Genomic DNA, 23,876 nt, shown 5'->3' on the forward strand with positions numbered 1-23,876 from the left:
CGCCGCGGACCTAATGCCCCATCAACCAATGCTGATGCGGCCCCGGCAAGGTCCAGAGGCCAAACAGCATCACCAGCAAGCCACCGGTCATGCGCACGCTGCGTTTGCGCAACAGGGCCGTGACCCGTTCGGCCGCCAGTCCCGTGGCGAGCAACACCGGCCAGGTACCCAGCCCGAACGCGAGCATCAACAATGCACTGTCCAGCGCATTGCCCTGACTGGCTGACCACAGCAGCGTGCTGTAGACCAATCCGCAGGGCAGCCAGCCCCAGAGCGCGCCCAGCAGTAACGCGCGAGGCAGGCTCGACACGGGCAGCAGTGTGTTGGCCAGCGGCTGGATATGCCGCCACAGGCCGCGACCGAGGCTTTCAATGCGGGTCAGGCCGCTCCACCAGCCGGCCAGGTACAGGCCCATGGTAATCAAAAGCAACCCGGCGATGACCCGCATAAACATCGCCGCCGGGCTGTTCGCCACGGCCCAACCGGCCAGCCCGATCAGCAGGCCCGCCGTTGCATAGCTGAGAATTCGCCCGAGGTTGTAGGCCAGCAGCAGTCGAAAGCGTCGGCTGCGTTGCTCCTTGGGAATCGCCAAGGTCAGCGCGCCCATCAATCCGCCGCACATGCCCAGGCAATGACCGCCACCGAGCAGGCCGAGGATCACCGCAGACACCAGCAGTGGCGCCAACTCAAGCATGGGGTGGGGCCTTGTCGTCCGGTTTGACCGGATGGCCGCTGGCTTCGTCGACGGCGGCTGTGTGGTTCGGGTCCTGGTCGTCGAACAGAATGCTGTGGGCCGGACCGTCGAGGTCGTCGTACTGGCCGCTGTCGACTGCCCAGAAGAAAATATAAACGGCGATGGCCACGATCAGCAGCGCGGCGGGGATCATCACGTAGAGAGCTGGCATCTGGACTCCATGCCCGCGCGGCTCAAGCCGGCAGCGGACGGGTTACGGGCGTGGTGCGGGCGGCAGGCGTGCTCGGCACACGAGTCAGGCGCAAGGCGTTGAGCACCACGGTCAACGAACTGATGGACATGCCGACTGCGGCCCACACCGGGGTGATCCAGCCGAGGGCGGCGAACGGCAGCATGAGGCCATTGTACAGCCCGGCCCACAGCAGGTTCTCGATGATTACCCGACGGGTGCGTCGCGCCAGGCTGAAGGCTTGCACCAGCGCGTCGAGACGGTTCGACAGCAGCACCGCATCGGCACTGGTTTTCGCCAGATCGGTGGCCGAGCCCATGGCGACGCTGATGTCGGCGGCGGCCAGTACCGGCACGTCGTTGACCCCGTCACCGAGCATCAACACCTTACGGCCTTCCTTGTGCAGCTGTTGCAGGACCTGCAGTTTATCGTCCGGGCGCAAGCCGCCCCGGGCCTCGTCGATGCCCAGCTCCGCGGCGACACTGGCGACCATCGGTGAGCTGTCGCCGGACAGCAGCAACGTGCGCCAGCCGCGAGCCTTGCAGGCCGCCAATAGCGCGGGGGCGTCAGCGCGCAAGCGGTCGTCGAGGACAAACCATGCCAATGGCCCCTGGCTGTCGCCGAGCAGCAGCCATTGGCCGGCTTCGTCCGGCACGGATGGCATTGCCGCGCCACTGAGTTCGCAGACAAACCCCGGTTGGCCGATGCGCAGGCGTTGCTCGCCGACTATCCCTTCGAGGCCCAGGCCCGGTGTGCTGTGGACTTCTTCAGCGGCCAGCGGCGCACGGCCAAAGGCGCGGGCGATCGGGTGTTCGGAGCGGTTTTCCAGGGCCGCGGCGAGACTCAGGCATTGATCGCTATCGAATGCGCCGAGCGGACGAATCGAACGCAGCGCCAGGCGACCTTCAGTCAGGGTGCCAGTCTTGTCGAAAATCACCGTGTCGATCTGGTTCAAGCCCTCCAGCACATGTCCGCGAGTCAACAACAGCCCCAGTTTGTGCAGCGTGCCGGTGGCGGCGGTGAGGGCGGTTGGCGTGGCGAGGGACAAGGCACAGGGGCAGGTCGCAACCAACATCGCCAGGACAACCCAAAAGGCGCGCGACGAATCCAGTTCCCACCAGACCAGGCCAATCACCGCCGCGGCGATCAGCGACAGCAGCAGAAACCACTGCGCGGCACGGTCGGCGATTTCTGCCAGTCGTGGCTTCTCGGCCTGGGCACGCTCCAGCAGGCGGACGATGGCGGACAGTCGGGTGTCCTGGCCCAGCGCCAGGACTTCCACGGTCAACGCGCCTTCGACGTTGAGTGTGCCGGCCGTCACCGCGTCGCCCCGGGTCCGTGGTTGCGGCAAGTATTCGCCCGTCAGCAGGGACTCGTCGACACTCGACTGACCGTCGAGGATCTTGCCGTCAGCCGGGAGAATCGCACCGGGATGCACCAGCACTTGATCGCCGACGCGCAGTTCGCTCAGCAGGATCCGCTCGCTCTGGCCATCATTGCTCAGGCGCAGGCATGAGGCGGGCAATAGATTTACAAGCTGGGCGGTGGCCGCCGCGGTGCGCTCCCGGGCGCGGCGTTCCAGATAACGCCCGGCCAGCAGGAACAGCGCGAACATGCCGACGGCATCGAAATACAGTTCGCCTGCGCCGGTGATCGACGTCCAGATCCCGCCGAGGTAGGCACTGCCGATGGCCAGCGACACCGAAACGTCCATGGTCAGGTGTCGGGTGCGCAGGTCGCGCATGGCGCCCTTGAAGAATGGCGCACAGCTGTAGAACACGATCGGCGTGGTCAGAAACATCGCGACCCAGCGCAGGATGGTATGCAGCTCCGGGCTGAGGTCGATGTTGAATTCCGGCCAGGTGGCCATGGTTGCCATCATCGCCTGGAACCACAGCAGCCCGGCCACGCCGAGTTGGCGCAGGGCCAGGCGGTTTTCGCTGGCCAGTTGTTCACTGGCGCGATCAGCCTGGTACGGATGGGCGGCATAACCAATGTGGCGCAATTCGCTGAGGACTTGGCTCAGTGGCAATTGCGCGTCAGCCCAGCGCACGTGCAGGCGATGGTTCGACAGGTTCAGTCGCGCTTCAGCCACGGCGGGCAGGCTACGCAGGTGCTTTTCAATCAGCCAGCCGCAGGCGGCGCAACTGATGCCTTCCATGAGCAGGGTGGTTTCGGCGAGATCGCCGTCGTGACGCACAAACGGGGCTTGCACGTCGGCGCGGTCGTAGAGCGCCAGTTCGTCCACCAACTGCACGGGCAAGGCTTCGGGGTTGGCGGACGACTCGCTGCGATGCTGGTAATAGCTCTCCAGTCCACCGACGACGATTGCCTCAGCCACCGCCTGGCAACCCGGGCAGCAGAACTCGCGGCTTTCCCCGAGGACAACGGCGGTGAAGCGGCTGCCGGCCGGGACGGGCAGGGCGCAGTGGTAGCAGGAAAGTTGCGTGGTCATGAGGTGGAGTCTATATCGTTCGGGAGGGCCTCATCGCGAGCAGGCTCGCTCCCACAGGAGACCGCGATCCACTGTGGGAGCGAGCCTGCTCGCGATGCGCGAAGCGCGGTTTTAATTCTTCAGGTCTTCCGCGCCTTGCAGCGGCTCATCACCCAGCAGCAGATTTTTGTCATGGCTGACCTGCTCTTCTTCAAACAGGCGCCAGGTTTTGTCATCCTGCACACCCAGCAGCTCCACAAAACGACGGCCTTCGACCTTGTCGTTCAACTGGCCGATGTAGCGGCCTGCTTCAGTTTCGCTGCGAGCCAGGGTGATCTTGCGATCCTTTTCCGGTTGGGTCGGCGAGATCAGGTTCAGCTCCAGGGATTTCGGTTGGCTGTTGCCGGTCAGGCGCAGGTCAACCTCGCCGGTCACCTCATCAAGGTGAACGCTGGCGCGCACGAGCAGCGTCTGCGCCAGCATTTCACGATCGAGCGAGCGGTTGATGCCCTTGCCGGCCTCGTAGTAGTTGTCGTTGACCAGGTTGTCCGGGTTCTTCACCGCAATGGTCACCATGGACAGGGTCAGGGTCACCGAGCAGGTCAGAATCCCGATGATGATCCACGGCCAAAGGTGCTTATACCAAGGGCTTGCGGCGTTTGCTGCGGTCATGATCACTTCTCTCAACGAACTTGTGGGCCGATGAATCGGCTTTTGGCTTCAACGTGGACGCTGGCGTCATCGGCATCCTTGAGGATGAATTTCACCTCGTTGGTGCTCGATGGCAGTTTTTCCGGAGCGATGGACAACTCCACTGGCTGGCTGAAAATTTCCCCGGCGGCAACTTTGATTTCGCGCTGGCCTTGCAGCTTGAGGTCCGGCAGGCCGGCGGCTTCCAGCACATAGGTGTGATCGCGCTGGTCTTTGTTCATGATCTTCAGGCTGTAGACGTTTTCAATCCGGCCTTCGGCGTTCTCACGGTACAGCACGCGGTCTTTGCTGACATCGAAACCGACCAGCGCGCGCATGAAGAAGGCGGTTGCCAACAACGCCATCATCGCCAGCAGCACCACGGCATAACCGATCAGGCGCGGACGCAGTTTATGGGTTTTCTGCCCGGACAGGTTGTGCTCGGTGGTATAGCTGATCAGGCCGCGCGGGTAGTCCATCTTGTCCATGATGTTGTCGCAGGCATCGATACACGCAGCGCAACCGATGCACTCGATTTGCAGACCGTCGCGGATGTCGATGCCGGTCGGGCAGACCTGGACGCACATGGTGCAATCGATGCAATCGCCCAGGCCCTGGGCCTTGTAGTCGATGCCTTTTTTGCGCGGGCCACGGCTTTCACCACGACGCGGGTCGTAGGAGACGATCAGGGTGTCCTTGTCGAACATCACGCTCTGGAAGCGCGCATACGGGCACATGTAAACGCACACTTGCTCGCGCAACCAACCCGCGTTGCCGTAGGTAGCGAGGGTGAAGAAACCCACCCAGAAATACGACCAGCCATCGGCTTCACCGATGAAGAAGTCGATGGTCAGCTCGCGGATCGGCGAGAAGTAACCGACAAAGGTCATGCCGGTGACGAAGCCGATCAACAGCCACATCGAGTGTTTGCTGAGTTTTCGCAGCAATTTGTTGGCGCTCATCGGCGCCTTGTCGAGCTTGATGCGCTGGTTACGGTCACCTTCGGTGACCTTCTCACACCACATGAAAATCCACGTCCAGACGCTCTGCGGGCAGGTATAGCCGCACCAGACGCGACCGGCATAAACGGTGATGAAGAACAGACCGAAGGCGCTGACGATCAAAATCCCCGAGAGCAGGATGAAATCCTGAGGCCAGAAGGTCGCGCCAAAAATGAAAAATTTACGCTCCGGCAGATTCCACCAGACGGCTTGGTGACCGCCCCAATTCAGCCAGACGGTGCCGAAATACAACAGAAACAAAAACGCGCCGCCCATCATCCGCAGGTTGCGGAACAGGCCGGTGAAGGCGCGGGTGTAAATCTTTTCCCGAGAGGCGTAGAGATCGACGCTGTTGTTGGTGTTTTTGGCAGGCGGGGTAACGTCGTGTACCGGAATCTGGTTGCTCATCTGATGCATCCCACGGCAGTGGAAAAATGCCTCGGTCAGTACATGCCGACCGCGGTCAAAAAGAGGTAGTGCAGTGGCGCAATGATACGCCTGTAGCTCTAACTCAAGGGTGCGACCTTTGGTCACGTTGGTGGAAATCAACTGACAGTGTAATGACTTGAATCAATTGACTTGTGAATTATGGAGGGTTCTGCACGTGTCGGCGCTCAATTGGCCCATGGATTAATCAGTGCAACACCGCTGGATTGAAAATCGCTGATGTTACGCGTGACCACCGTAAGGCCATGAACCAGCGCGGTCGCTGCGATCAAGGCGTCACTCTCATTAATACGGTCCGGAACATGTAAACTGGCACAGCGTAGTGCCACGGCAGCATCGACCGGCAGGATTCTGGCATCGAACGCCGGTATGACGTGTCGCTTCAGCCAGGTACGCAATATCTTTCCCTGCACGGGGTCGCGACGTTCCATTCGTAGAACTCCTGTCTCCAGTTCCTTCAAGGTAATGGCCGAAATAAACAGGCGTGGCGCGATGATGCTTTTGGCCCAGGCGACGACGTTTACATCAGCCTGGGGTTTGCGCAGTTCAGAAATCACATTGGTGTCGAGTAGAAACATCAGGACAGGTCCACGGGTCTATGAATGATCACGGCGCGCTCGGTTTCGAATTCGATGTCTGCCGCTTCTGGCATCACCAATAGGTCGACAATGTTTGCGCTGATGCCGGTCAGTTTTTGGTAGTCCTCAATGCTTAGCAGTACGTGAGCAGGCCTGCCACGATCAGTGATGATAACCGGCCCCTCGCGCGTGGCTTTTTTGGCACTACTTGTGTCCTGATTGAATTCACGGCTGGAAATGGTGGTGATGGCCATCATGTCTACCCCTCCTGAAAGTACTTTGTAGAAACGTTACTACTCGACAGTTCGTATCGCAACCTCAAAGGGGAGCAAGTCGCTACCACTGGTCGCTACGGGCCGCTCATGAACAGCCGAAACGAAAACGGCCCCGCCAATTCTCATTGGCGGGGCCGTTTAGTGTTGCGTCAGGCGTTTGCCTTACTGGGCGTCTGCCACCGGAGCCTTGTCACCGTGAGACAGGCTGTAGACGTAAGCGGCCAGCAGGTGAACCTTGTCGTTGCCTTGCAGCTGTTCTTGCGCAGGCATCTGGCCCTGACGGCCGTAACGGATGGTCTGCTGCAATTGAGCGAAGCTCGAACCGTAGATGAAGGCTGCCGGGTGGGTCAGGTTAGGTGCGCCCATGGCAGGGGTACCTTTGCCTTCCGGACCGTGGCAGGCCACGCAGTTGGCGGCGAACAGTTTCTGGCCGGCAACCGGGTCAGCCTTGGTGCCTTCCGGCAGCTTGCGGCCATCGAGGTTGGTCAGTACGAACGAGGCAACGTCCGCAACGCCTTGCTCGCCGATCACTTCAGCCCACGCAGGCATCACCGCGTGGCGACCGCCCATGATGGTGGTCTTGATGGTTGCCGGTTCGCCGCCCCAGCGCCAGTCGGCGTCGGTCAGGTTAGGGAAACCATACGCGCCTTTGGCGTCGGAACCGTGGCAGACCGAGCAGTTGGAGGCGAACAGGCGGCCACCCATCTTCAGGGCTTGCGGGTCCTTGGCGACTTCTTCGATCGGCATGGAAGCGAACTTGGCGAAGATCGGGCCGAACTTGGCGTCCGACTTGGCCATTTCCTTTTCCCACTCGTGAACGCCGGTCCAGCCGGTCTGGCCGTTGGCGAACGCGGTCTGCTTGTCGTTATCGAGGTAGTTGTAACCCGGCAGCAGGCCTTTCCAGTTGCCCAGGCCCGGGTACAGGACCAGGTAGCCCAGCGCGAAGATGATGGTGCCCACGAACAGCATGAACCACCATTTTGGCAGTGGGTTGTCGTACTCCTCGATCCCGTCGAAGGAGTGGCCAACCGTTTCTTCGGTGGCTTCGCTGCGCTGGCCCTTGCGGGTGGACAGCAGCAGCCAGGTCAGGGCGAAGATGGTGCCGAGACTGAGGACTGTGACGTACAGACTCCAGAACGTAGTCATTCTTTGTTACTCCTAGAAGCTTGCTCGACGTGCTTGATGGCTTCGGGATCATCCGCGAAAGGCAGCAAGGTTGCGTCCTCAAACTCCGACTTGCGCTTGGGACTGAACACCCACAGCGCCAGTCCAATGAAGGCCACCATTACAACAACGGTGCCCAGGCCACGAATCATCCCGATATCCATCTAAATCACCGTTTGCTTTTGATGATGGTGCCCAGGCCTTGCAGATAGGCCACCAGCGCGTCCATTTCGGTTTTGCCCTTCACAGCATCCTTGGCGCCGGCGATGTCTTCGTCGGTGTAAGGGACGCCGAGCGTGCGCAAGACTTCCATTTTCTTGGCGGTGTCTTTGCCGTCGAGCTTGTTTTCCACGAGGAACGGGTAGGCCGGCATTTTCGACTCAGGCACAACGTTGCGCGGGTTGTACAAATGCGCACGATGCCAGTCATCGGAGTAACGACCGCCGACACGGGCCAGGTCCGGACCAGTACGCTTGGAACCCCACAGGAACGGGTGGTCCCAGACGCTTTCACCGGCGACCGAATAGTGGCCGTAACGTTCGGTTTCAGCACGGAACGGGCGGATCATCTGCGAGTGGCAGCCGACACAACCGTTAGCGATAAAGATGTCGCGGCCTTCCAGTTCAAGCGCAGGGCGAGGCTTCATGCCTTCGACCGGCTTGTTGGTGACGTCCTGGAAAAACAGCGGAACGATCTGGGTCAGGCCGCCGATGCTGACGGCGATAACCATGAAGAAGGCCAGCAGGCCAATGTTCTTCTCGACTGCTTCATGCTTCATCAGTGAGCTCCAACTACAGCAATCTGAGCGGCGGCTTCGGCTTCAGCCGGGTTCGAGGCGCGTACGGTACGGAACACGTTGTAGGCCATGAACAGCATGCCGCTGGCAAAGAACGCACCGCCCAGGGCGCGAACGATGAAACCAGGGTGGCTGGCTTGCAGCGCTTCGACGAACGAGTAGGTGAGGGTGCCGTCATCGTTGATTGCACGCCACATCAGACCCTGGGTGATGCCGTTGACCCACATCGAGGCGATGTACAGAACGGTACCGATGGTCGCGAGCCAGAAGTGCGTGTTGATCAGGCCGGTGCTGTGCATGGCCGGGCGACCGAAGATTTTCGGGATCATGTGGTAGATGGCGCCGATCGAAATCATCGCTACCCAGCCCAAGGCACCAGCGTGTACGTGGCCGATGGTCCAGTCAGTGTAGTGAGACAGCGAGTTGACGGTCTTGATGGCCATCATCGGGCCTTCGAAGGTCGACATGCCATAGAAGGCCAGCGATACAACGAGGAAGCGCAGGATCGGGTCGGTGCGCAATTTATGCCAGGCGCCCGACAGGGTCATCATGCCGTTGATCATGCCGCCCCAGCTGGGTGCCAGCAGGATGATCGACATCGCCATGCCCAGGGATTGAGCCCAATCCGGCAGCGCGGTGTAGTGCAGGTGGTGCGGACCGGCCCAGATGTACAAGGTGATCAGCGCCCAGAAGTGCACGATGGACAGGCGATAGGAATAGATCGGACGCTCGGCCTGCTTCGGAACGAAGTAGTACATCATCCCCAGGAAGCCGGTGGTCAGGAAGAAACCGACCGCGTTGTGGCCGTACCACCACTGGATCATTGCGTCAGTCGCACCCGAGTAGGCCGAGTAGGACTTGAACAGGCTGACCGGCAGCGACATGTGGTTGACGATGTGGAGCATCGCAGTTACGAGGATGAAAGCACCGTAGAACCAGTTACCGACGTAGATGTGCTTGGTCTTGCGCTTCATGATAGTGCCGAAGAACACCAGTGCATAAACGACCCAGACAATGGCCAGCAGAATAGCGAGTGGCCATTCCAGCTCCGCATATTCCTTGGTGGTGGTGTAACCCAGCGGCAAGGTTATGCCGGCGCCGACGATCACCGCTTGCCATCCCCAGAAGTGGAAGGCGGCCATGCTGTCGGAAATCAGTCGCGTTTGGCAGGTTCGCTGCACGACGTAATAAGAAGTGGCAAACAGAGCACACCCACCGAAGGCGAAAATCACCAGGTTGGTGTGCAACGGGCGTAAGCGTCCAAAAGTCGTCCACGGCAGACCGAAATTCAATTCCGGCCATACGAGCTGTGAGGCGATGAAGACACCGAGCCCCATGCCAAGGATCCCCCAGACCACCGTCATGATGGCGAACTGGCGGACTACCTTATAGTTATAAGCAGTCGGACTGATTGCTGTGCTCATTCTAAGGTTCCACGGTTTGGGTGTTTTATTAGGAGTAAAAATCGGTCGCAAGTATGGAGAAAGCAGGGGGTCATTGCAACGCGCCATGACCTGTATCAATGCTTTCTAAAGCTGATTCTGCGGCCTTTCCATGCGCCGCGTAAGGACAAAATTGCCCGTGGGCAAAATGTCGCCGCGGACAAAAAAGGCGAGGGGTTCAGGTCGGTTGTAACTGGGTGTGTTGAAACGCAACGATCGGGTGACAGACGGCAATTGGCGCGACAGCCGGTATCTACCAGCCTTTGCGGTCCGTGACTGAACAGATTCGTCTAACACATCGGGTCAGGTCGACCTGGAACCGGCTCATTGCCAGTCCGCATCGGGGGAAGCTTAGACCCGAATCTGGTGAACCGAAAGGAGGACCAACGGAGGGTGCGACAATGGGTCGCAAAGGGGCAGGGAACTGCCGCAATCCGGAGAATGCGGCAGCAGAGCGGTCAAGAATTATTCGCTTTTGTCTTTAGCCTGCAAACGTTCGGTATTCAACCCGTGAGACAGGCTGTAAACGTAGGCGGCCAGCAGTTGCACCTTGTCATTGCCGAGCAGTTCGTTCTGCGCCGGCATATGTCCCTGGCGGCCATGACGGATAGTTTGTTGCAGTTGCGCCAGGCTTGTACCGTAAATAAAACCGGCCGGGTGCGTCAGATTCGGCGCACCCATGGCTTCAGTGCCGTGGCCGTTTGCCCCATGACAGGCTACGCAGGTGGTGCTGAACACTTGCTGTCCAGCGACCAGGTCGGCGCTACTGTCCGCAGGCAACGGCAGGCCGGCCAGGTCATGACGCACATAGGCCGCGACATTCTTCACGCCAGCTTCACCGAGGATTTCACCCCAGGCCGGCATCGCCGCCATGCGACCGCCCATGATGGTGGTTTTGATCATCTGCGCGTCACCGCCCCAACGCCAATCGCTGTCCGTCAGGTTCGGGAAGCCGAAAGCACCTTTGGCATCCGAGCCGTGGCAGACCGAGCAGTTGGAGGCAAACAGGCGACCGCCCATTTTCAGCGCCTGCGGATCATTGGCCACTTCCTCCAGCGGCATCGCGGCAAATTTGGCGAAGATCGGCCCGAACTTCGCGTCCGCCTTGTTCATCTCCTTTTCCCATTCATGGACGCCGGTCCAGCCGTCCTCATAGCCCGGCAGGATGCCTTTCCAGTTGCCCAGGCCCGGATAAAGAATCAGATAACCCACGGCAAACACCAACGTACCGGCGAACAGCATGAACCACCACTGTGGCAACGGATTGTCGTACTCCTCGATGCCGTCGAAGCTGTGGCCCATGGTCTGGTCGACGCTGCCCTTGGTTTCGCCCTTGCGGGTGCCGATCAGCAGCCAGGTCAAGCCGATCAGGCTGCCAAGGGTCAGTACGCAGATCCACGTACTCCAGAATGTGGTCATGGCCGGGTACTCCGTGTGGTTGCAGGTTCTTGGGTGCGGTCGGGTTGTGGCTCATCGGCGAACGGCAGCAGGCGCGCTTCGGCGAATTCCGAACTGCGCTTGCCGCTAAACACCCACAACGCGAGGCCGACGAAGGCCACGAACACCACGACCGTGCCCAGGCCGCGGATCATTCCACTGCTCATTTCAATGACCATGGCTCACCTCTTGCTCTTGATGGCAGTGCCGAGCACTTGCAGGTAGGCGACCAGTGCATCCATTTCGGTCTTGCCCTTGAGCGATTCCGTTGCACCGGCGATATCGTCGTCGGTGTACGGCACGCCGAGGGTACGCATGACGCGGATCTTGGTTTCGATGTGGCTGCTGTCGAGTTGATTGGCCACCAACCACGGGTAAGCGGGCATCTTCGATTCCGGCACCACGTTGCGCGGGTTGTACAAGTGCGCGCGGTGCCAGTCTTCGGAGTAACGACCGCCGACCCGGGCCAGGTCCGGACCCGTACGTTTCGAGCCCCACAGGAACGGGTGATCCCAAACGCTTTCACCGGCCACCGAGTAGTGCCCGTAACGTTCGGTCTCGGCGCGGAAAGGCCGGATCATCTGCGAATGACAGCCGACGCAGCCTTCGCGGATGTAAATGTCGCGACCTTCCAATTGCAGCGCGGTGTAGGGCTTCATGCCTTCCACCGGTTTATTGGTCACGTCCTGGAAGAACAGCGGGACGATCTGGGTCAGGCCGCCGATGCTCACGGCAAGGACCATTAGCAACAGCAGCAGGCCGACGTTTTTCTCGATTGTTTCGTGTTTCATGGCGGACTCCTCAGGCCATCTGCGCGGCAGCGGCGGCTTCGGCAGGCTGCGAGGCCCGCACGGTACGCCAGGTGTTGTAGGCCATCAGCAACATGCCGCTGAGGAAGATCGCACCGCCCACCAGTCGCACGACGAAGCCTGGGTGGCTGGCCGCCAGGGTTTCGACGAAGGAGTAGGTCAGCGTGCCGTCTTCGTTCACAGCGCGCCACATGAGGCCCTGAGCGATGCCGTTGACCCACATCGAAGCGATGTAGAGCACGGTGCCGATGGTGGCGAGCCAGAAGTGCGCGTTGATCAGACCGATGCTGTGCATCTGTGGTCGGCCGAAGATTTTCGGAATCATGTGATACAGCGCACCGATGGAGATCATCGCCACCCAGCCGAGGGCGCCGGCGTGTACGTGGCCGATGGTCCAGTCGGTGTAGTGGGAGAGGGCGTTGACGGTTTTAATCGCCATCATCGGCCCTTCGAAGGTCGACATGCCGTAGAACGCCAGGGACACCACGAGGAAGCGCAGAATCGGGTCGCTGCGCAACTTATGCCAGGCGCCCGAGAGCGTCATCATCCCGTTGATCATCCCGCCCCAGCTGGGAGCCAGCAGGATCAGCGACATCACCATGCCCAGCGACTGTGCCCAGTCCGGCAGCGCGGTGTAGTGCAAGTGGTGCGGACCGGCCCAGATGTACAAGGTGATCAGGGCCCAGAAGTGCACGATCGACAGGCGATACGAGTACACCGGGCGTTCGGCCTGTTTCGGCACGAAGTAGTACATCATCCCGAGGAAACCGGCGGTCAGGAAGAAGCCCACCGCGTTGTGGCCGTACCACCACTGAACCATGGCGTCAGTCGCGCCGCCGTACAGCGAGTAGGACTTGGTCAGGCTGACCGGAATTTCCAGGTTGTTGACGATGTGCAGTATTGCGACGGTGATGATGAACGCACCGAAGAACCAGTTGCCGACATAGATGTGCTTGGTCTTGCGCTTGGCCAGTGTGCCGAAGAACACGATGGCGTAGGCGACCCAGACGATGGTGATCAAGATGTCGATCGGCCATTCAAGCTCGGCGTATTCCTTGGAACTGGTGTAGCCCAACGGCAGGCTGATAGCTGCCAGGAGAATCACCAGCTGCCAGCCCCAGAAGCAGAACGCGGCGATTTTCGGCGCGAACAATTGGGTCTGGCAGGTGCGTTGCACCGAATAGAACGAACTGGCGAACAGGGCGCAACCGCCGAAAGCGAAAATCACCGCGTTGGTGTGCAATGGGCGCAGACGCCCGAAACTGGTCCACGGCAAATTGAAGTTGAGTTCGGGCCAGACCAACTGGGCCGCGAGAAAAACCCCGAGCCCCATGCCGACGATGCCCCACACCACCGTCATAATGGCGAATTGGCGGACCACCTTGTAGTTGTAGGCGGTACTGATAGAAGTGTTCATGGTTCCCCATCCACGGTTCAGCCGAAGTGAAGGCCCGTCTTTGCGAGTAAGCCGCGCAAGGCAGACGCTCCCTTCGCCTGGAGTTATAGGCAGACTAAAAGCGAGGCAAGCATGGACAAACAGCACAAGGCCAGTATTGACGGGGATCAATGGGCGCAGTGCCTGCGGGATCATGGATGGTTGTGGAATGCCGCTGTGGCGCCGGCATCGGCGACGTTGATCCTCGCTCATGGCGCGGGTGCGCCCATGGACAGCGGCTGGATGAACGACATGGCTGCACGCCTTGCCGATCAAGGCGTCAACGTACTGCGCTTCGAGTTTCCCTACATGGCGCAACGACGTGCCGATGGCGGTAAACGGCCACCGAATCCGGCACCAAAACTGTTGGAATGCTGGCGTGAGGTCTATGCCGTGGTGCGACGCCATGTCACTGGGCGTCTGGCCATCGGCGGCAAGTCCATGGGCGGGCGGATGGCCAGTTTGCTCGCGGATGAATTGGGCGCGGATGCGCTGGTGTGTCTGGGGTATCCGTTCTATGCCGTTGGCAAACCGGAGAAACCGCGGGTGGAGCATTTGGCTGCGCTTAAGACGCCGACACTGATTGTGCAGGGCGAACGGGATGCGTTGGGTGATCGTGAGGCGGTCGAGGGATATGTGCTATCGCCGAGCATCGAAGTGTTTTGGCTGGCGGCGGGGGATCACGATTTGAAACCGTTGAAGGCGTCCGGGTTTACCCATGAGCAGCATCTGGCGGCTGCGGCTGAGAAAGTTGCCTCATTCCTTCAGTGATGTTTGGGGTGTTGCTCAGGGCCTCTTCGCGGGCAAGCCTCGCTCCTACGGGTTATGCGCCGATCATGCGGACGCTGATAACCCGTAGGAGCGAGGCTTGCCCGCGAAGAGGTCCGGACAGCCGACATCACTTTCGGGCTGGCAATAAAAAACCCGGAAGCTTTCACTGTCCGGGTTTCTATCTTTCCAATCATCGTCAGCGATTAAACCGCTCCACCAACGAATACTGGGTATTCGCGGTTTTGGTCAGTTCTTCACTCAACAGCGCCGAGTGTTGTGCCTGCTCCGAGGTCTGGTCCGCCAGTTGCGAGATGTTGCTGATGTTGCGGCTGATTTCTTCGGCGACGGCGCTTTGCTCTTCGGTCGCCGCAGCGATCTGGGTGGTCATGTCGGTAATGTTGGCCACCGCTTCACTGATCCCCACCAGCGCCTGATCCGCTTCCAATACCCGCGCCACACCTTCTTCGGCCTGACGATGCCCGGCTTCCATGGTTTGCACCGCCGTGCTGGCGGTTTGCTGGAGTTTGGCGATCAGGGCGTGAATCTGTCCGGTGGATTCACTGGTGCGTTGCGCCAGTTGGCGGACTTCATCGGCGACCACCGCAAAACCACGACCCATCTCGCCAGCACGCGCGGCTTCGATAGCCGCGTTCAACGCCAGCAGGTTGGTCTGGTCGGCGATGCCTTTGATCACATCGACCACACCGCCGATTTCGTCGCTGTCCTTGGCCAGTTGCGTCACGGTCAGGCCGGTTTCACCGACCACCACCGACAGGCGCTGGATGGCTTCACGGGTTTCACCGGCGATGTCGCGGCCGCGACCGGTCAGGCGATTGGCTTCCTGAGTCGCGTCGGCGGTGCGCTGCACGTGGCTGGCGACTTCCTGTGTGGTAGCCGCCATCTGATTGACGGCGGTGGCCACTTGCTCGGTTTCGACGCGCTGGCGTTCCAGTCCGGTGGAGCTGTTGTGCGCCAGGGTGTCGGACTGTTTCGCTTGCGCGGTCAGGTGCTCGGCGGTGTCTTGCAGACGGGTCAGGCACGTTTTCAGGCGTGCTTCCTGGCTGAGGATCGACATTTCCAGGCGTGCCTGAGCACCGCGGCTGTCAGTGTACATCTGCGCGATCAAAGGGTCGGACGTGGTCTGCTCGGTCAGGCGCAGCAAACGCTTGAGGCCACGCTGCTGCCAGCTCAGGCCCATCAAGCCCAGTGGCACCGAAAGACCGGCGGCAAGGGCGAAGCCCCATTGGGAGTTGAGGGTTGCGCCGATCATGAAGCTCAACTGGCTGACCAGAATGAACGGCAGCCAGTCCTGAAGCACCGGCAGCCATTTATCGCTTGAGGGAACCGCCGACTTGCCCTGATTGATGCGTTGGTAGAGCGCTTCGGCACGCTGGATCTGTTCGGCGGTGGGTTTGATCCGCACCGACTCATAACCAATGACCTGCTGGCCATCAAACACCGGCGTCACATAGGCGTTCACCCAATAGTGGTCACCGCTCTTGCAGCGATTCTTGACAATGCCCATCCATGGCAAGCCTTGCTTAAGCGTGCCCCACATGTGTGCGAACACCGCGGATGGAACGTCAGGATGACGGACCAGGTTATGCGGCGCGCGGATCAGTTCCTCACGAGAAAACCCGCTGATCTCGACGAAAGCGTCGTTGCAGTAGGTGATCACACCCTTGGCATCGGTGGTGGAAATCAACCGTTGCTGAGCCGGGAAAGTCCGCTCGCGTTGTGTAATTGGCTGGTTGTTACGCATGGCATTTTCAATCCGTGAGGCTTTCAGAAGTTGTCGGCTGCACCGCGAATTTATTGAATTCTTTTTTATTAATCAGACGAGGGTCTCAATTTTTTTGCGCCGCGCTGATTGGGCCGGCCCTCCCAACGGGTGGCTATTCAGGTTTCCCTCAGGGGACTGGACGCGTATGATTCGCCGCTGTCTTTTGTAGGACGCTGGCTGGGTACGAGCAGGATTTTAGCGACACAACCTTTATAAGGTGTCGCCGGTTTCCCGGCATTTAAATTAATGGACGTTGATTGTTGCCCCACCTTTGGAAAAAGGTTGGGTATAAAAAGGGCTTGTAGCAATGCGTAAGAAAGTTGCAATCATAGGGACGTCGTTCCGTTTTCCAGGCTCTACTTCTGCAACTTTTTGGCCGCACCTGTTAGATCGGCAGAGCTTCATCACTGAAGCAGATTTTTCGCGCTGGTCCAAAGACGAGTTCCTGCACCCGGACAAGGCCAACCCGGCGACGTCCTATACCTTCGCGTCTGGCTCGCTTGGCGATATCTCCACCTTCGACGCGGGCTTTTTCAATATTTCCCCGCGAGAAGCCGCGATCATGGATCCTCAGCAACGCCTGTTGCTGGAGCTCGGCTGGGAAGTATTCGAGAACGCCGGAGTCAAGCCCTCAAGCCTGCGCGGCAGCGATTGCGGCGTTTACCTGGGCATTGCCAGCATCGATTACAGCTACCGGTTGGCGCATGACTTGTCGGCGATCGAAGCGGCCACTGCCACGGGCAACACCTTCAGCATTGCGGCCAACCGGCTCTCTTATTTTTACGACCTGCAAGGTCCGAGCATGGCCATCGACACGGCGTGCTCGTCTTCTCTGATTGCGTTTCACCAGGCGTGCCAGGCGATTCAGAACGGTGATATCGAACAGGCACTGGCCGGCGGTATCAGCCTGCACCTTCACCCGTTCGGCTTCCTGATTTTTTCCAAGGCGTCGATGCTCTCGCGCACTGGCCAGTGCCATGTTTTCGATGAGTCCGCCGACGGTTATGTCCGGTCCGAAGGGGCGGGCCTGTTCTATCTGAAGGATTACGACAAGGCCGTCGCGGACGGTAACCAGATCCTGGCCGTTGTTGCCGGCACTGCAGCGAACACCGATGGCCGCAAGTCGAGTCTGACTGTGCCGAGTGCCGAAGCGCAAAGCGCGCTGATGACGCAGGCTTACGCCACGGCCGGCATCGACGCCACGCAGATCGATTACCTTGAGGCGCACGGCACCGGCACACCGGTTGGCGATCCGATTGAAAGCCGCGCCATTGGCGAAGCGCTTGGCAAGCAACGCCCGGCCGACCAGCCGTTGCTGATCGGCTCGATCAAAAGCAACATCGGCCACCTTGAAGCCGCGTCCGGCGTTGCCGGTTTGATGAAGGCGCTTTTCTGCGTGATTGAACGCCAGGTGCCGGCCACCATCGGCATTACCAAACTCAACCCGAACATCCCGTTCGCCGATCTCAACTTGCAGGTCGTCACTGAAACCCAGGCACTCAAGCCCACTGGCAAACTGGTGGTGGGGGTCAATTCGTTCGGTTTCGGCGGTGCGAACGCGCACGTTATTTTGCAAAGCCCACCGCAGGCCGATGAAGCGCCAGCCTCGACCGATCACACGGTGCCGCTGATTGTGTCGGCCAAGGACCACGCAGGCCTGGTCGCTCAGTCGGAGCAGTTCGCCCGGTTTTTGTCCGAGTCCGCCGAGGCAAGCCTTTACGACGTTGCCTATCAGTCACTGGTGCGTCGCGACATTCACCCCCAGCGTGTCGTGGTGTTTGGCGCCGATGCTCGACAGAGTGCTCAGGCACTGCTCGATTTCGCGACCGATCCCGGGGTGCCGAGTCAGTCGGCGGTGCTCGAAAGCGGTCTGGCGCTGGAGCATCCGAAAGGCCCGGTGTTCGTTTATTCCGGCAATGGCTCGCAGTGGCAAGGCATGGGCAAGTCGTTGCTCGCTGACCCGGTGTTCTACAGCGCCGTGGCTGAGGTGGACGCCATTTTCGAACCGCTGGCGGGTTACTCGCTGCGGGCGGAACTGGCCGGCGACAATGGCGAAGACCGCTATCAACTGACCGAGATTGCACAACCGGCACTGTTTGCGTTGCAAGTCGGTATCACGCGGATGCTGGCTGCAAAAGGTGTTCTGCCAGTGGCTGTCACTGGGCACAGCGTGGGTGAAGTTGCCGCGGCCTGGGCTTGCAGTGCCCTGACCCTCAAGGACGCCACGCGGGTTATTTACCACCGCAGTCGTTTGCAAGGATTGACCAAAGGTAGCGGGCAAATGTCAGCGGTTGGTCTGTGCGGCGAAGACACCGCCAGCCTGCTGCAAACGCTCAACCTGCACCACGACCTGGTGGTCGCCGGTGAGAACAGCTTCAAGGGCGCAACAGTTGCCGGTCCGCAAGCCGCACTGGACGTTCTGGAACAGGCGCTGACCGAGCGACAGGTCTTCGTTCGGCGTCTAGGCCTCGACTACGCGTTCCATTCGCCGGCCATGGACGTGATCCGTGATGCGCTGATCGACGTGTTGAGCGATGTGGTGCCGGGGCCATCACGCATTCCGATGTATTCGACCGTGACTGGCGACGAACTGGCCGGTGAACGACTGGACGCCGAGTACTGGTGGCAAAACATCCGCTTGCCAGTGCTGTTCCAGTCCGCCACCGAAAAACTCGCCGAGCAGGGCTATAACGTTTTCGTCGAGGTGGGGCCGCATCCGATTCTGCGTTCGTACGTGGCCGACGCGCACAGCCGTCAGGAACGGCAAGCCGTCGTGATCGCGACGGATCTGCGTGGCAAAGAAAGCCCGCAACTGATCGATCGCACCATGGCGAAAGTCTTGATCGCCGGCATGGACATTCGGCATGAGTGCCTGTTTACGCACACCGGTCGATTCGTGCAGTTGCCTAATTACGCCTGGCAACGCGAGCGTCATTGGCTCCCGCAGACCCCCGAGTCTTCCGGTCGCCTTCAGCGCGAACGGGTTCATCCGTTGTTGGGCTACGCGCTGCCCGGGCATGAACTGACCTGGGACAATCGCCTGGACACCCAGCTGTTCCCGTCGCTGGGTGACCACATGGTCGGTGATGCTGTGTTGTTCCCGGGCGCCGGTTTCACCGAAGTTGCGCTGGCCGCTGCATTGAAGTATCAGCCAGGCGAGTACGTGGAAATCGAAGAGCTGGAAATCCACAGCCCATTGTTGTTGCACGCCGATTCCTCCAAGCAGGTCCGAGTGGTGGTCGACAACACCGACGGTGCGCTGTCCATCGTTTCGCGTAGCACGGCCCAGACCGAACCGTGGGTTCAGCATGTGAGCGCCAGATTTCCCGGCGAAGCCCGCGGTGGTTTGCTCGCCGGCACCGCGCCGGCCTTGCCGAGCCGCGCACCGGACTTCACCTCGGCGGATCATCTGGCGCTGACCCGTACGGTCGGTCTCAATTACGGCCCGGCCTATCAGGCGGTAGCAGACGGCTGGATTGACGACAATCAAGTGTTGGCGCGGCTTACCGTTCCACAGCTGATCGAGGCGGAACTCACGAGCTTGCATGTGCACCCGGCATTACTCGACAGTGCTTTCCAGTTGATCACTCAACTGCTTGGCCGTGACCCCAAGAGCCGTAAGGGCCTGGCGTTCATACCGGTCAAACTCGGACGTATCTGTTTCGCAACGGGTAGCCGGCCGCCGTGCCTGGCACAGGTCCGGCTGGTGCGTCGTTCGGAACATTCGCTGTTGGCGGACTTCACGCTGTACGACGCCGAAGGCCGTGCGGTCATTTGCATCAAGGACGCACGTTTCCGGGGTGTGCGCCTGCACAAGGATCGCAGCGGCGACCTGAAACTGGTGGACTTCGTCGGGATTGCCAAACCCTATCCCGTCGCTGGCCCTCGTTCGCCACTGACCGGCTCGCTGCTGGGCGCGACCTTGCAGCAACAGATTGCCGCGATTGCGGGCGATCCGGCGCTGGCCCGTTATGCCAATGAAATCGATCCGCTGCTCGACAACCTGTGCGGCAGTTTCCTCTGGGAAGCCATCGAGCAACTTGGCGGTGAACTCTCGCGGCAGCAGCGTTCGAGCTGGGGCCCCGAGGCGCATGCGCTGTCGGGTTACCTCGATCATTTGCTGGCGCTGGCTGTGGAAGAGGGCAGCCTGCTCCTGACCGCTGAAGGCAACTGGCAAGTCGCCGATCAAGGCGAGCGAGCGAGCGCGCAAGTCATTTGGCAGGAACTGTTCCGCAGTTATCCTGAACACTTCCAGATCATACATTCGGTCGGCCGTATCGGCGTGCATCTGCTGGCGTTGTTGAGCGGGCAAGTGAGCATCACGCAACTGCTGCCACGGGAAACTTCTGCGGCGCAATTGACCCGCCAGGTACTCGGCACCGCCGGCTATCACGCCTTGCTCGGCAGCGTGCGCGCGCACATCGCCAAATGCCTGAGCGTGCTGCCTGACGGCCAGCGTTTGCGTATTGTCGAGCTGGGTTTTGACGGTGTGCCCTTGGCAGCTGACCTCGCTACGACGCTGGACTTCGACCGCATTGACTATCAGTACTGCGCCGAAAACATTGATCAGGTATCGATGCTTCAGGCGGAGTTTGCCCAGTTGCAAATCATGACCCTGGCCGATTTCGCGCAATTGCCGAAGGTGCCGGGCAACGACTTCGATCTGGTGCTGGTCACCACTGACCTGGCGCCACTGGACTCGGTCAGCCTAGGCCTGCAACACGTAGCCACACGCCTTTGCGCCCACGGTGAACTGCTGTTGTTGGCGCAACACCCCGCGCGTTGGGCGGACTTTATCTTCGGCGCGCAAGCGTCCTGGTGGCTGGCCGGGCACGGACAGCAACGGCTGTCGGTGCAACAGCGTCCAGGTTTCTGGCAGCAGCAATTGCAGCGTCATGGTCTCAACGTGTCAGAGCCGTTGGAGCTGATCCCTCACACGGCTTGCGGCAGCTACCTGTTGGTGGCGGCTGCGCACACACCGAAGCCCCTTGAAGTTGAGGCTGAACCGGCGCGCCAGAACTGGTTGCTGGTGGCCAGCGAACAGGGAGCGGACGCGCCATTTGCCCGCGCCTTGGCGGCGACCCTGCGCGAGCATGGTCAGGACGTTGCGCTGCTGGCCCCGGATTCTGCCACCGGATTGGCGGATCAATTGCGTCTCACCGGTGCCACACCGCACCACGTGGTGATGCTGGCGGGCCTATTCGCCACGCAAGGGTTGGATGCTCAGGCAGACCGTTGCATGCTGGCCGCCGCGATCACTCAGGCGTGTGAGGCGGTGGGCATTGCGCCGGATTGCTGGCTGCTGACCTCTGGCGCCGCCGTTCATTTGCTGCCCTTTGGCGCTCGAACCGAAAGCACCGTGCAAGGGCTGGCTGATGCTGCCCTGTGGGGCTTCGGTCGAACCCTGGCCAACGAGGCGGTCGGGTGCCGCGTGCGCTTGCTCGACCTGGCCACCGACTGCAGTGTCGAAGCACTGCTGCCAGCGCTGTTGCAGGCCGATGACGAAACCGAACTGGCGATCAGCGCCGCGGGTGATCGCTACGTTGCCCGATTGCGCATCCAGCCTGATGACGTGCCGGGTGACACGCTCCAGCATGCAACCACCCAGATCAAACTGGGCTTCGATTTACCGGGTCAGCTGCGCAATTTGCGTTGGGAAAGCCGAGCCCCGCTGATGCCGGCCGGTGATGAGTTGGACATCGAAGTCCAGGCCACCGGTTTGAATTTTCGGGACGTCATGTATGCCCTGGGTCTGCTCTCCGATGACGCCATTGAAAACGGCTTTTCGGGCCCGACCCTGGGCTTTGAATTCGCCGGTGTGGTGCGCGGAAAAGGCGAGGTGGTCGAGGGGGATTTCCAGCCGGGCGACCGTGTTGTCGGGTTCGGCCCGTCGAGCTTCGCCAACCGTCTGGTGACCAATGCCAACGCGGTCGCGCGCATTCCTGAGGGCATGTCGTTCGAAGCAGCGGCAACGATTCCAAGCACGTTCTTCACCGTCTATTACGCGGTGCATTACCTGGCGCGGCTTGAGCCTGGCGAGAAGATCCTGATCCACGGCGCGGCCGGTGGCGTCGGCATCGCCGCTATCCAGATCGCCAAATGGTGTGGGGCCGAAATTTACGCCACTGCCGGCAGTGACGAGAAGCGCGACTTCCTGCGCCTGCTCGGCGTCCAGCACGTGTTTGACTCCCGTTCGCTGGCGTATGCCGACGACATTCTGGCGATCACCGATGGCCGGGGTGTGGACGTGGTGCTCAACTCGCTGGCGGGCGAGGCAATCAACCGCAACCTGCGAGTGCTCAAACCGTTCGGGCGTTTCCTTGAGCTCGGCAAGCGCGATTTCTATCAGAACACCAAGATTGGCCTGCGACCGTTCCGCAACAACATCAGCTACTTCGGCATCGATGCCGATCAGCTGATGAGCGAGCGTCCGCTGCTGACCCGCCGGTTGTTCAGCGAAATGATGGGTCTGTTCCAGGACGGTGTCCTGACGCCGCTGCCGTATCGCGTCTTCGATGCCAATGAAGTCGTCGAGGCTTTCCGCTACATGCAGCAGGCGCGGCAGATCGGCAAAATCGTCGTCACCTATAGCACGCCGATTCAACAGGTCTTCAGTGCACCGGTGGCTCAGCCGCCAGCGTTGCAGCTGTCGGCCGATGGCGCTTATCTGGTCACCGGCGGTCTCAGCGGATTTGGTCTGCGCACCGCGCGATGGCTGGTGGAAAAAGGCGCTCGTCATCTGGTGTTGCTGGGTCGCCGTGGCGCCGCCACCGAAGAAGCGCAGCCAATGCTGGCGATCTGGCGCGAGCAGGGTATCGAGGTTCAAGCGCTGGCGTGCGATATCACCGACGCCGCGCAATTGAAGTCGGTCATGGCGCGTATCGAAGCCAGTGCCCAGCCGTTGCGCGGTGTCGTGCACGCGGCCACCGTGTTCGACGACGGACTGATTCGCAACCTGACCCCACAACACGTGCAACGGGTACTTGAGCCCAAAGCCAAAGGCGCGCAATACCTGCACGAAATGACCGCGCACCTGGCGCTGGACTTCTTCGTACTGTTTTCCTCGGCAACCACGTTGTTCGGCAACCCGGGTCAAGCCAACTATGTCGCGGCCAACCATTGGCTCGAAGCCCTGGCCCGCCATCGCCTGGCTCTCGGTCTGCCTGCGACCAGCGTGCTGTGGGGCGCCATCGACGATGCGGGTTTCCTCGCGCGTAACGAGGACATCAAAGACGCCCTGCAAAGTCGAATGGGCGGCAAGGCGTTACTCTCGCAAGTGGCGCTGGATACCCTCGAGCGACTACTCCTGCAACAGCGTTCCGGGCTCGGTGTGCTGGAGCTCGACTGGAAAGCGCTGTCGCGTTTCCTGCCGGCGGCGAACACGCCGAAGTTCAGCGAACTGGCCCGTTTCAATGGCGGCGAACAAAGCGAGGAAAGCGATGTCGACGACATCCAGCGGTTGCTGGTCGAGCTGAATGAACAGGAACTGACGGAGCTGTTCGGTGAAATGCTCAAACAGGAAATCAGCGAAATCCTGCGCTTGCCGGCCAACAAGCTCGACATCAACCGTCCGCTGCAGGAGTTGGGGCTGGACTCGTTGATGAGTGTCGAGTTGGTGGTTGCGGTCGAGGGACGTTTCGGGATTCGCCTGCCGGTGATGGAACTGAGCGAAACCTCCAGCATCGCCAAATTGACCGGGCGGATTCTCGAACTGCTGCGTGGCAACCAAGAGCACGCCGAGTTGCAGGACAGCGTCGATACGCTGCAATCGCGGGCGGCCGATGCGCTGTCGCGTCACGGCGCGGAGCTGTCCCGGGAGGACATTGCGCAATTGAGCGATGGACTCAATGGCCCGGATTCCAACCTCACTCGTTTGATTAACTGATTCGGA

18 protein-coding genes are annotated in these 23,876 nt (G+C 60.5%); 2 read left to right on the top strand and 16 right to left on the bottom strand.

Annotated elements, in window-relative coordinates:
• Positions 1-10 precede the first annotated feature (10 nt).
• From ACM6IR_RS03740 to ccoN (ACM6IR_RS03810), 15 genes are all read right to left on the bottom strand, one after another.
• Entirely contained in the window at positions 11-694 is a 684-nt protein-coding gene (locus tag ACM6IR_RS03740) for a sulfite exporter TauE/SafE family protein (RefSeq protein WP_414906446.1), read from the bottom strand.
• Positions 687-905, bottom strand: a complete 219-nt coding sequence (gene ccoS / locus ACM6IR_RS03745) for a cbb3-type cytochrome oxidase assembly protein CcoS (RefSeq protein ID WP_201118352.1) — start codon at positions 903-905, stop codon at positions 687-689. Before ccoS ends, ACM6IR_RS03740 begins: the two co-directional genes overlap by 8 nt.
• A gap of 22 nt (positions 906-927) precedes the next feature.
• Positions 928-3,378 carry a heavy metal translocating P-type ATPase gene (locus ACM6IR_RS03750; RefSeq protein ID WP_414906447.1) on the bottom strand — a complete coding sequence of 817 codons (2,451 nt, stop codon included), beginning with the start codon at positions 3,376-3,378 and terminating at the stop codon, positions 928-930.
• 111 nt (positions 3,379-3,489) lie between these two features.
• Positions 3,490-4,029, bottom strand: coding sequence for a FixH family protein (locus tag ACM6IR_RS03755; protein WP_414906448.1), 540 nt, complete (start codon positions 4,027-4,029; stop codon positions 3,490-3,492).
• Between the two features lie 11 nt (positions 4,030-4,040).
• Positions 4,041-5,456, bottom strand: coding sequence for a cytochrome c oxidase accessory protein CcoG (gene ccoG, locus ACM6IR_RS03760; RefSeq protein WP_414906449.1), 1,416 nt, complete (start codon positions 5,454-5,456; stop codon positions 4,041-4,043).
• 206 nt (positions 5,457-5,662) lie between these two features.
• The gene (locus ACM6IR_RS03765) at positions 5,663-6,073 is read right to left on the bottom strand and encodes a type II toxin-antitoxin system VapC family toxin (protein WP_414906450.1); all 411 of its coding nucleotides are present in this window, start codon (positions 6,071-6,073) and stop codon (positions 5,663-5,665) included.
• Positions 6,073-6,327, bottom strand: coding sequence for a type II toxin-antitoxin system Phd/YefM family antitoxin (locus tag ACM6IR_RS03770; RefSeq protein WP_414906526.1), 255 nt, complete (start codon positions 6,325-6,327; stop codon positions 6,073-6,075). Before ACM6IR_RS03770 ends, ACM6IR_RS03765 begins: the two co-directional genes overlap by 1 nt.
• 183 nt (positions 6,328-6,510) lie before the next feature.
• Complete coding sequence (gene ccoP / locus ACM6IR_RS03775) at positions 6,511-7,494, bottom strand: cytochrome-c oxidase, cbb3-type subunit III (protein ID WP_414906451.1); 984 nt, start codon at positions 7,492-7,494, stop codon at positions 6,511-6,513.
• Positions 7,491-7,676 carry a CcoQ/FixQ family Cbb3-type cytochrome c oxidase assembly chaperone gene (locus ACM6IR_RS03780; RefSeq protein ID WP_003175465.1) on the bottom strand — a complete coding sequence of 62 codons (186 nt, stop codon included), beginning with the start codon at positions 7,674-7,676 and terminating at the stop codon, positions 7,491-7,493. Before ACM6IR_RS03780 ends, ccoP (ACM6IR_RS03775) begins: the two co-directional genes overlap by 4 nt.
• Positions 7,677-7,681: 5 nt before the next feature.
• Positions 7,682-8,290, bottom strand: a complete 609-nt coding sequence (gene ccoO / locus ACM6IR_RS03785; protein WP_262115699.1) for a cytochrome-c oxidase, cbb3-type subunit II — start codon at positions 8,288-8,290, stop codon at positions 7,682-7,684.
• Entirely contained in the window at positions 8,290-9,732 is a 1,443-nt protein-coding gene (gene ccoN, locus ACM6IR_RS03790) for a cytochrome-c oxidase, cbb3-type subunit I (RefSeq protein ID WP_414906452.1), read from the bottom strand. The genes ccoO (ACM6IR_RS03785) and ccoN (ACM6IR_RS03790) overlap by 1 nt, the downstream gene beginning before the upstream one ends.
• A 483-nt stretch (positions 9,733-10,215) precedes the next feature.
• Complete coding sequence (ccoP, locus tag ACM6IR_RS03795) at positions 10,216-11,169, bottom strand: cytochrome-c oxidase, cbb3-type subunit III (protein ID WP_414906453.1); 954 nt, start codon at positions 11,167-11,169, stop codon at positions 10,216-10,218.
• Entirely contained in the window at positions 11,166-11,366 is a 201-nt protein-coding gene (locus ACM6IR_RS03800; protein WP_414906454.1) for a cbb3-type cytochrome oxidase subunit 3, read from the bottom strand. Before ACM6IR_RS03800 ends, ccoP (ACM6IR_RS03795) begins: the two co-directional genes overlap by 4 nt.
• 3 nt (positions 11,367-11,369) lie before the next feature.
• Positions 11,370-11,978, bottom strand: a complete 609-nt coding sequence (gene ccoO / locus ACM6IR_RS03805) for a cytochrome-c oxidase, cbb3-type subunit II (RefSeq protein ID WP_414906455.1) — start codon at positions 11,976-11,978, stop codon at positions 11,370-11,372.
• A gap of 10 nt (positions 11,979-11,988) precedes the next feature.
• A complete protein-coding gene (gene ccoN / locus ACM6IR_RS03810) occupies positions 11,989-13,413 on the bottom strand; it encodes a cytochrome-c oxidase, cbb3-type subunit I (protein ID WP_414906456.1) in 1,425 nt (474 codons plus the stop codon).
• A gap of 111 nt (positions 13,414-13,524) precedes the next feature.
• On the opposite strand from ccoN (ACM6IR_RS03810), the gene ACM6IR_RS03815 reads away from it, so the two are divergent.
• Positions 13,525-14,202 (top strand): alpha/beta family hydrolase, encoded by a 678-nt coding sequence (locus tag ACM6IR_RS03815; RefSeq protein WP_414906457.1) that lies wholly within the window; start codon positions 13,525-13,527, stop codon positions 14,200-14,202.
• A gap of 196 nt (positions 14,203-14,398) precedes the next feature.
• Here the strand turns inward: ACM6IR_RS03815 and ACM6IR_RS03820 are convergent, their stop codons facing one another.
• Positions 14,399-15,964 carry a methyl-accepting chemotaxis protein gene (locus ACM6IR_RS03820; protein ID WP_414906458.1) on the bottom strand — a complete coding sequence of 522 codons (1,566 nt, stop codon included), beginning with the start codon at positions 15,962-15,964 and terminating at the stop codon, positions 14,399-14,401.
• Positions 15,965-16,292: 328 nt separating this feature from the next.
• Between ACM6IR_RS03820 and ACM6IR_RS03825 the strand changes: the two genes are divergently transcribed.
• Positions 16,293-23,870 carry an SDR family NAD(P)-dependent oxidoreductase gene (locus tag ACM6IR_RS03825; protein WP_414906459.1) on the top strand — a complete coding sequence of 2,526 codons (7,578 nt, stop codon included), beginning with the start codon at positions 16,293-16,295 and terminating at the stop codon, positions 23,868-23,870.
• Positions 23,871-23,876 lie beyond the last annotated feature (6 nt).

The organism is Pseudomonas sp. IT-P253, from assembly GCF_949768125.1.
GTDB lineage: Bacteria > Pseudomonadota > Gammaproteobacteria > Pseudomonadales > Pseudomonadaceae > Aquipseudomonas.

Bases quoted from the DNA above. Each gene is read 5' to 3' on its own strand.
- ccoS (WP_201118352.1), bottom strand. From the start codon at position 905: ATGCCAGCTCTCTACGTGATGATCCCCGCCGCGCTGCTGATCGTGGCC.
- ACM6IR_RS03820 (WP_414906458.1), bottom strand. From the start codon at position 15,964: ATGCGTAACAACCAGCCAATTACACAACGCGAGCGGACTTTCCCGGCT.
- ACM6IR_RS03750 (WP_414906447.1), bottom strand. From the start codon at position 3,378: ATGACCACGCAACTTTCCTGCTACCACTGCGCCCTGCCCGTCCCGGCC.
- ccoO (WP_262115699.1), bottom strand. From the start codon at position 8,290: ATGAAGCATGAAGCAGTCGAGAAGAACATTGGCCTGCTGGCCTTCTTC.
- ccoP (WP_414906451.1), bottom strand. From the start codon at position 7,494: ATGACTACGTTCTGGAGTCTGTACGTCACAGTCCTCAGTCTCGGCACC.
- ACM6IR_RS03815 (WP_414906457.1), top strand. From the start codon at position 13,525: ATGGACAAACAGCACAAGGCCAGTATTGACGGGGATCAATGGGCGCAG.
- ccoO (WP_414906455.1), bottom strand. From the start codon at position 11,978: ATGAAACACGAAACAATCGAGAAAAACGTCGGCCTGCTGCTGTTGCTA.
- ccoN (WP_414906452.1), bottom strand. From the start codon at position 9,732: ATGAGCACAGCAATCAGTCCGACTGCTTATAACTATAAGGTAGTCCGC.
- ccoN (WP_414906456.1), bottom strand. From the start codon at position 13,413: ATGAACACTTCTATCAGTACCGCCTACAACTACAAGGTGGTCCGCCAA.
- ACM6IR_RS03765 (WP_414906450.1), bottom strand. From the start codon at position 6,073: ATGTTTCTACTCGACACCAATGTGATTTCTGAACTGCGCAAACCCCAG.
- ACM6IR_RS03825 (WP_414906459.1), top strand. From the start codon at position 16,293: ATGCGTAAGAAAGTTGCAATCATAGGGACGTCGTTCCGTTTTCCAGGC.
- ccoG (WP_414906449.1), bottom strand. From the start codon at position 5,456: ATGAGCAACCAGATTCCGGTACACGACGTTACCCCGCCTGCCAAAAAC.
- ACM6IR_RS03770 (WP_414906526.1), bottom strand. From the start codon at position 6,327: ATGGCCATCACCACCATTTCCAGCCGTGAATTCAATCAGGACACAAGT.
- ACM6IR_RS03800 (WP_414906454.1), bottom strand. From the start codon at position 11,366: ATGGTCATTGAAATGAGCAGTGGAATGATCCGCGGCCTGGGCACGGTC.
- ACM6IR_RS03780 (WP_003175465.1), bottom strand. From the start codon at position 7,676: ATGGATATCGGGATGATTCGTGGCCTGGGCACCGTTGTTGTAATGGTG.
- ccoP (WP_414906453.1), bottom strand. From the start codon at position 11,169: ATGACCACATTCTGGAGTACGTGGATCTGCGTACTGACCCTTGGCAGC.
- ACM6IR_RS03755 (WP_414906448.1), bottom strand. From the start codon at position 4,029: ATGACCGCAGCAAACGCCGCAAGCCCTTGGTATAAGCACCTTTGGCCG.
- ACM6IR_RS03740 (WP_414906446.1), bottom strand. From the start codon at position 694: ATGCTTGAGTTGGCGCCACTGCTGGTGTCTGCGGTGATCCTCGGCCTG.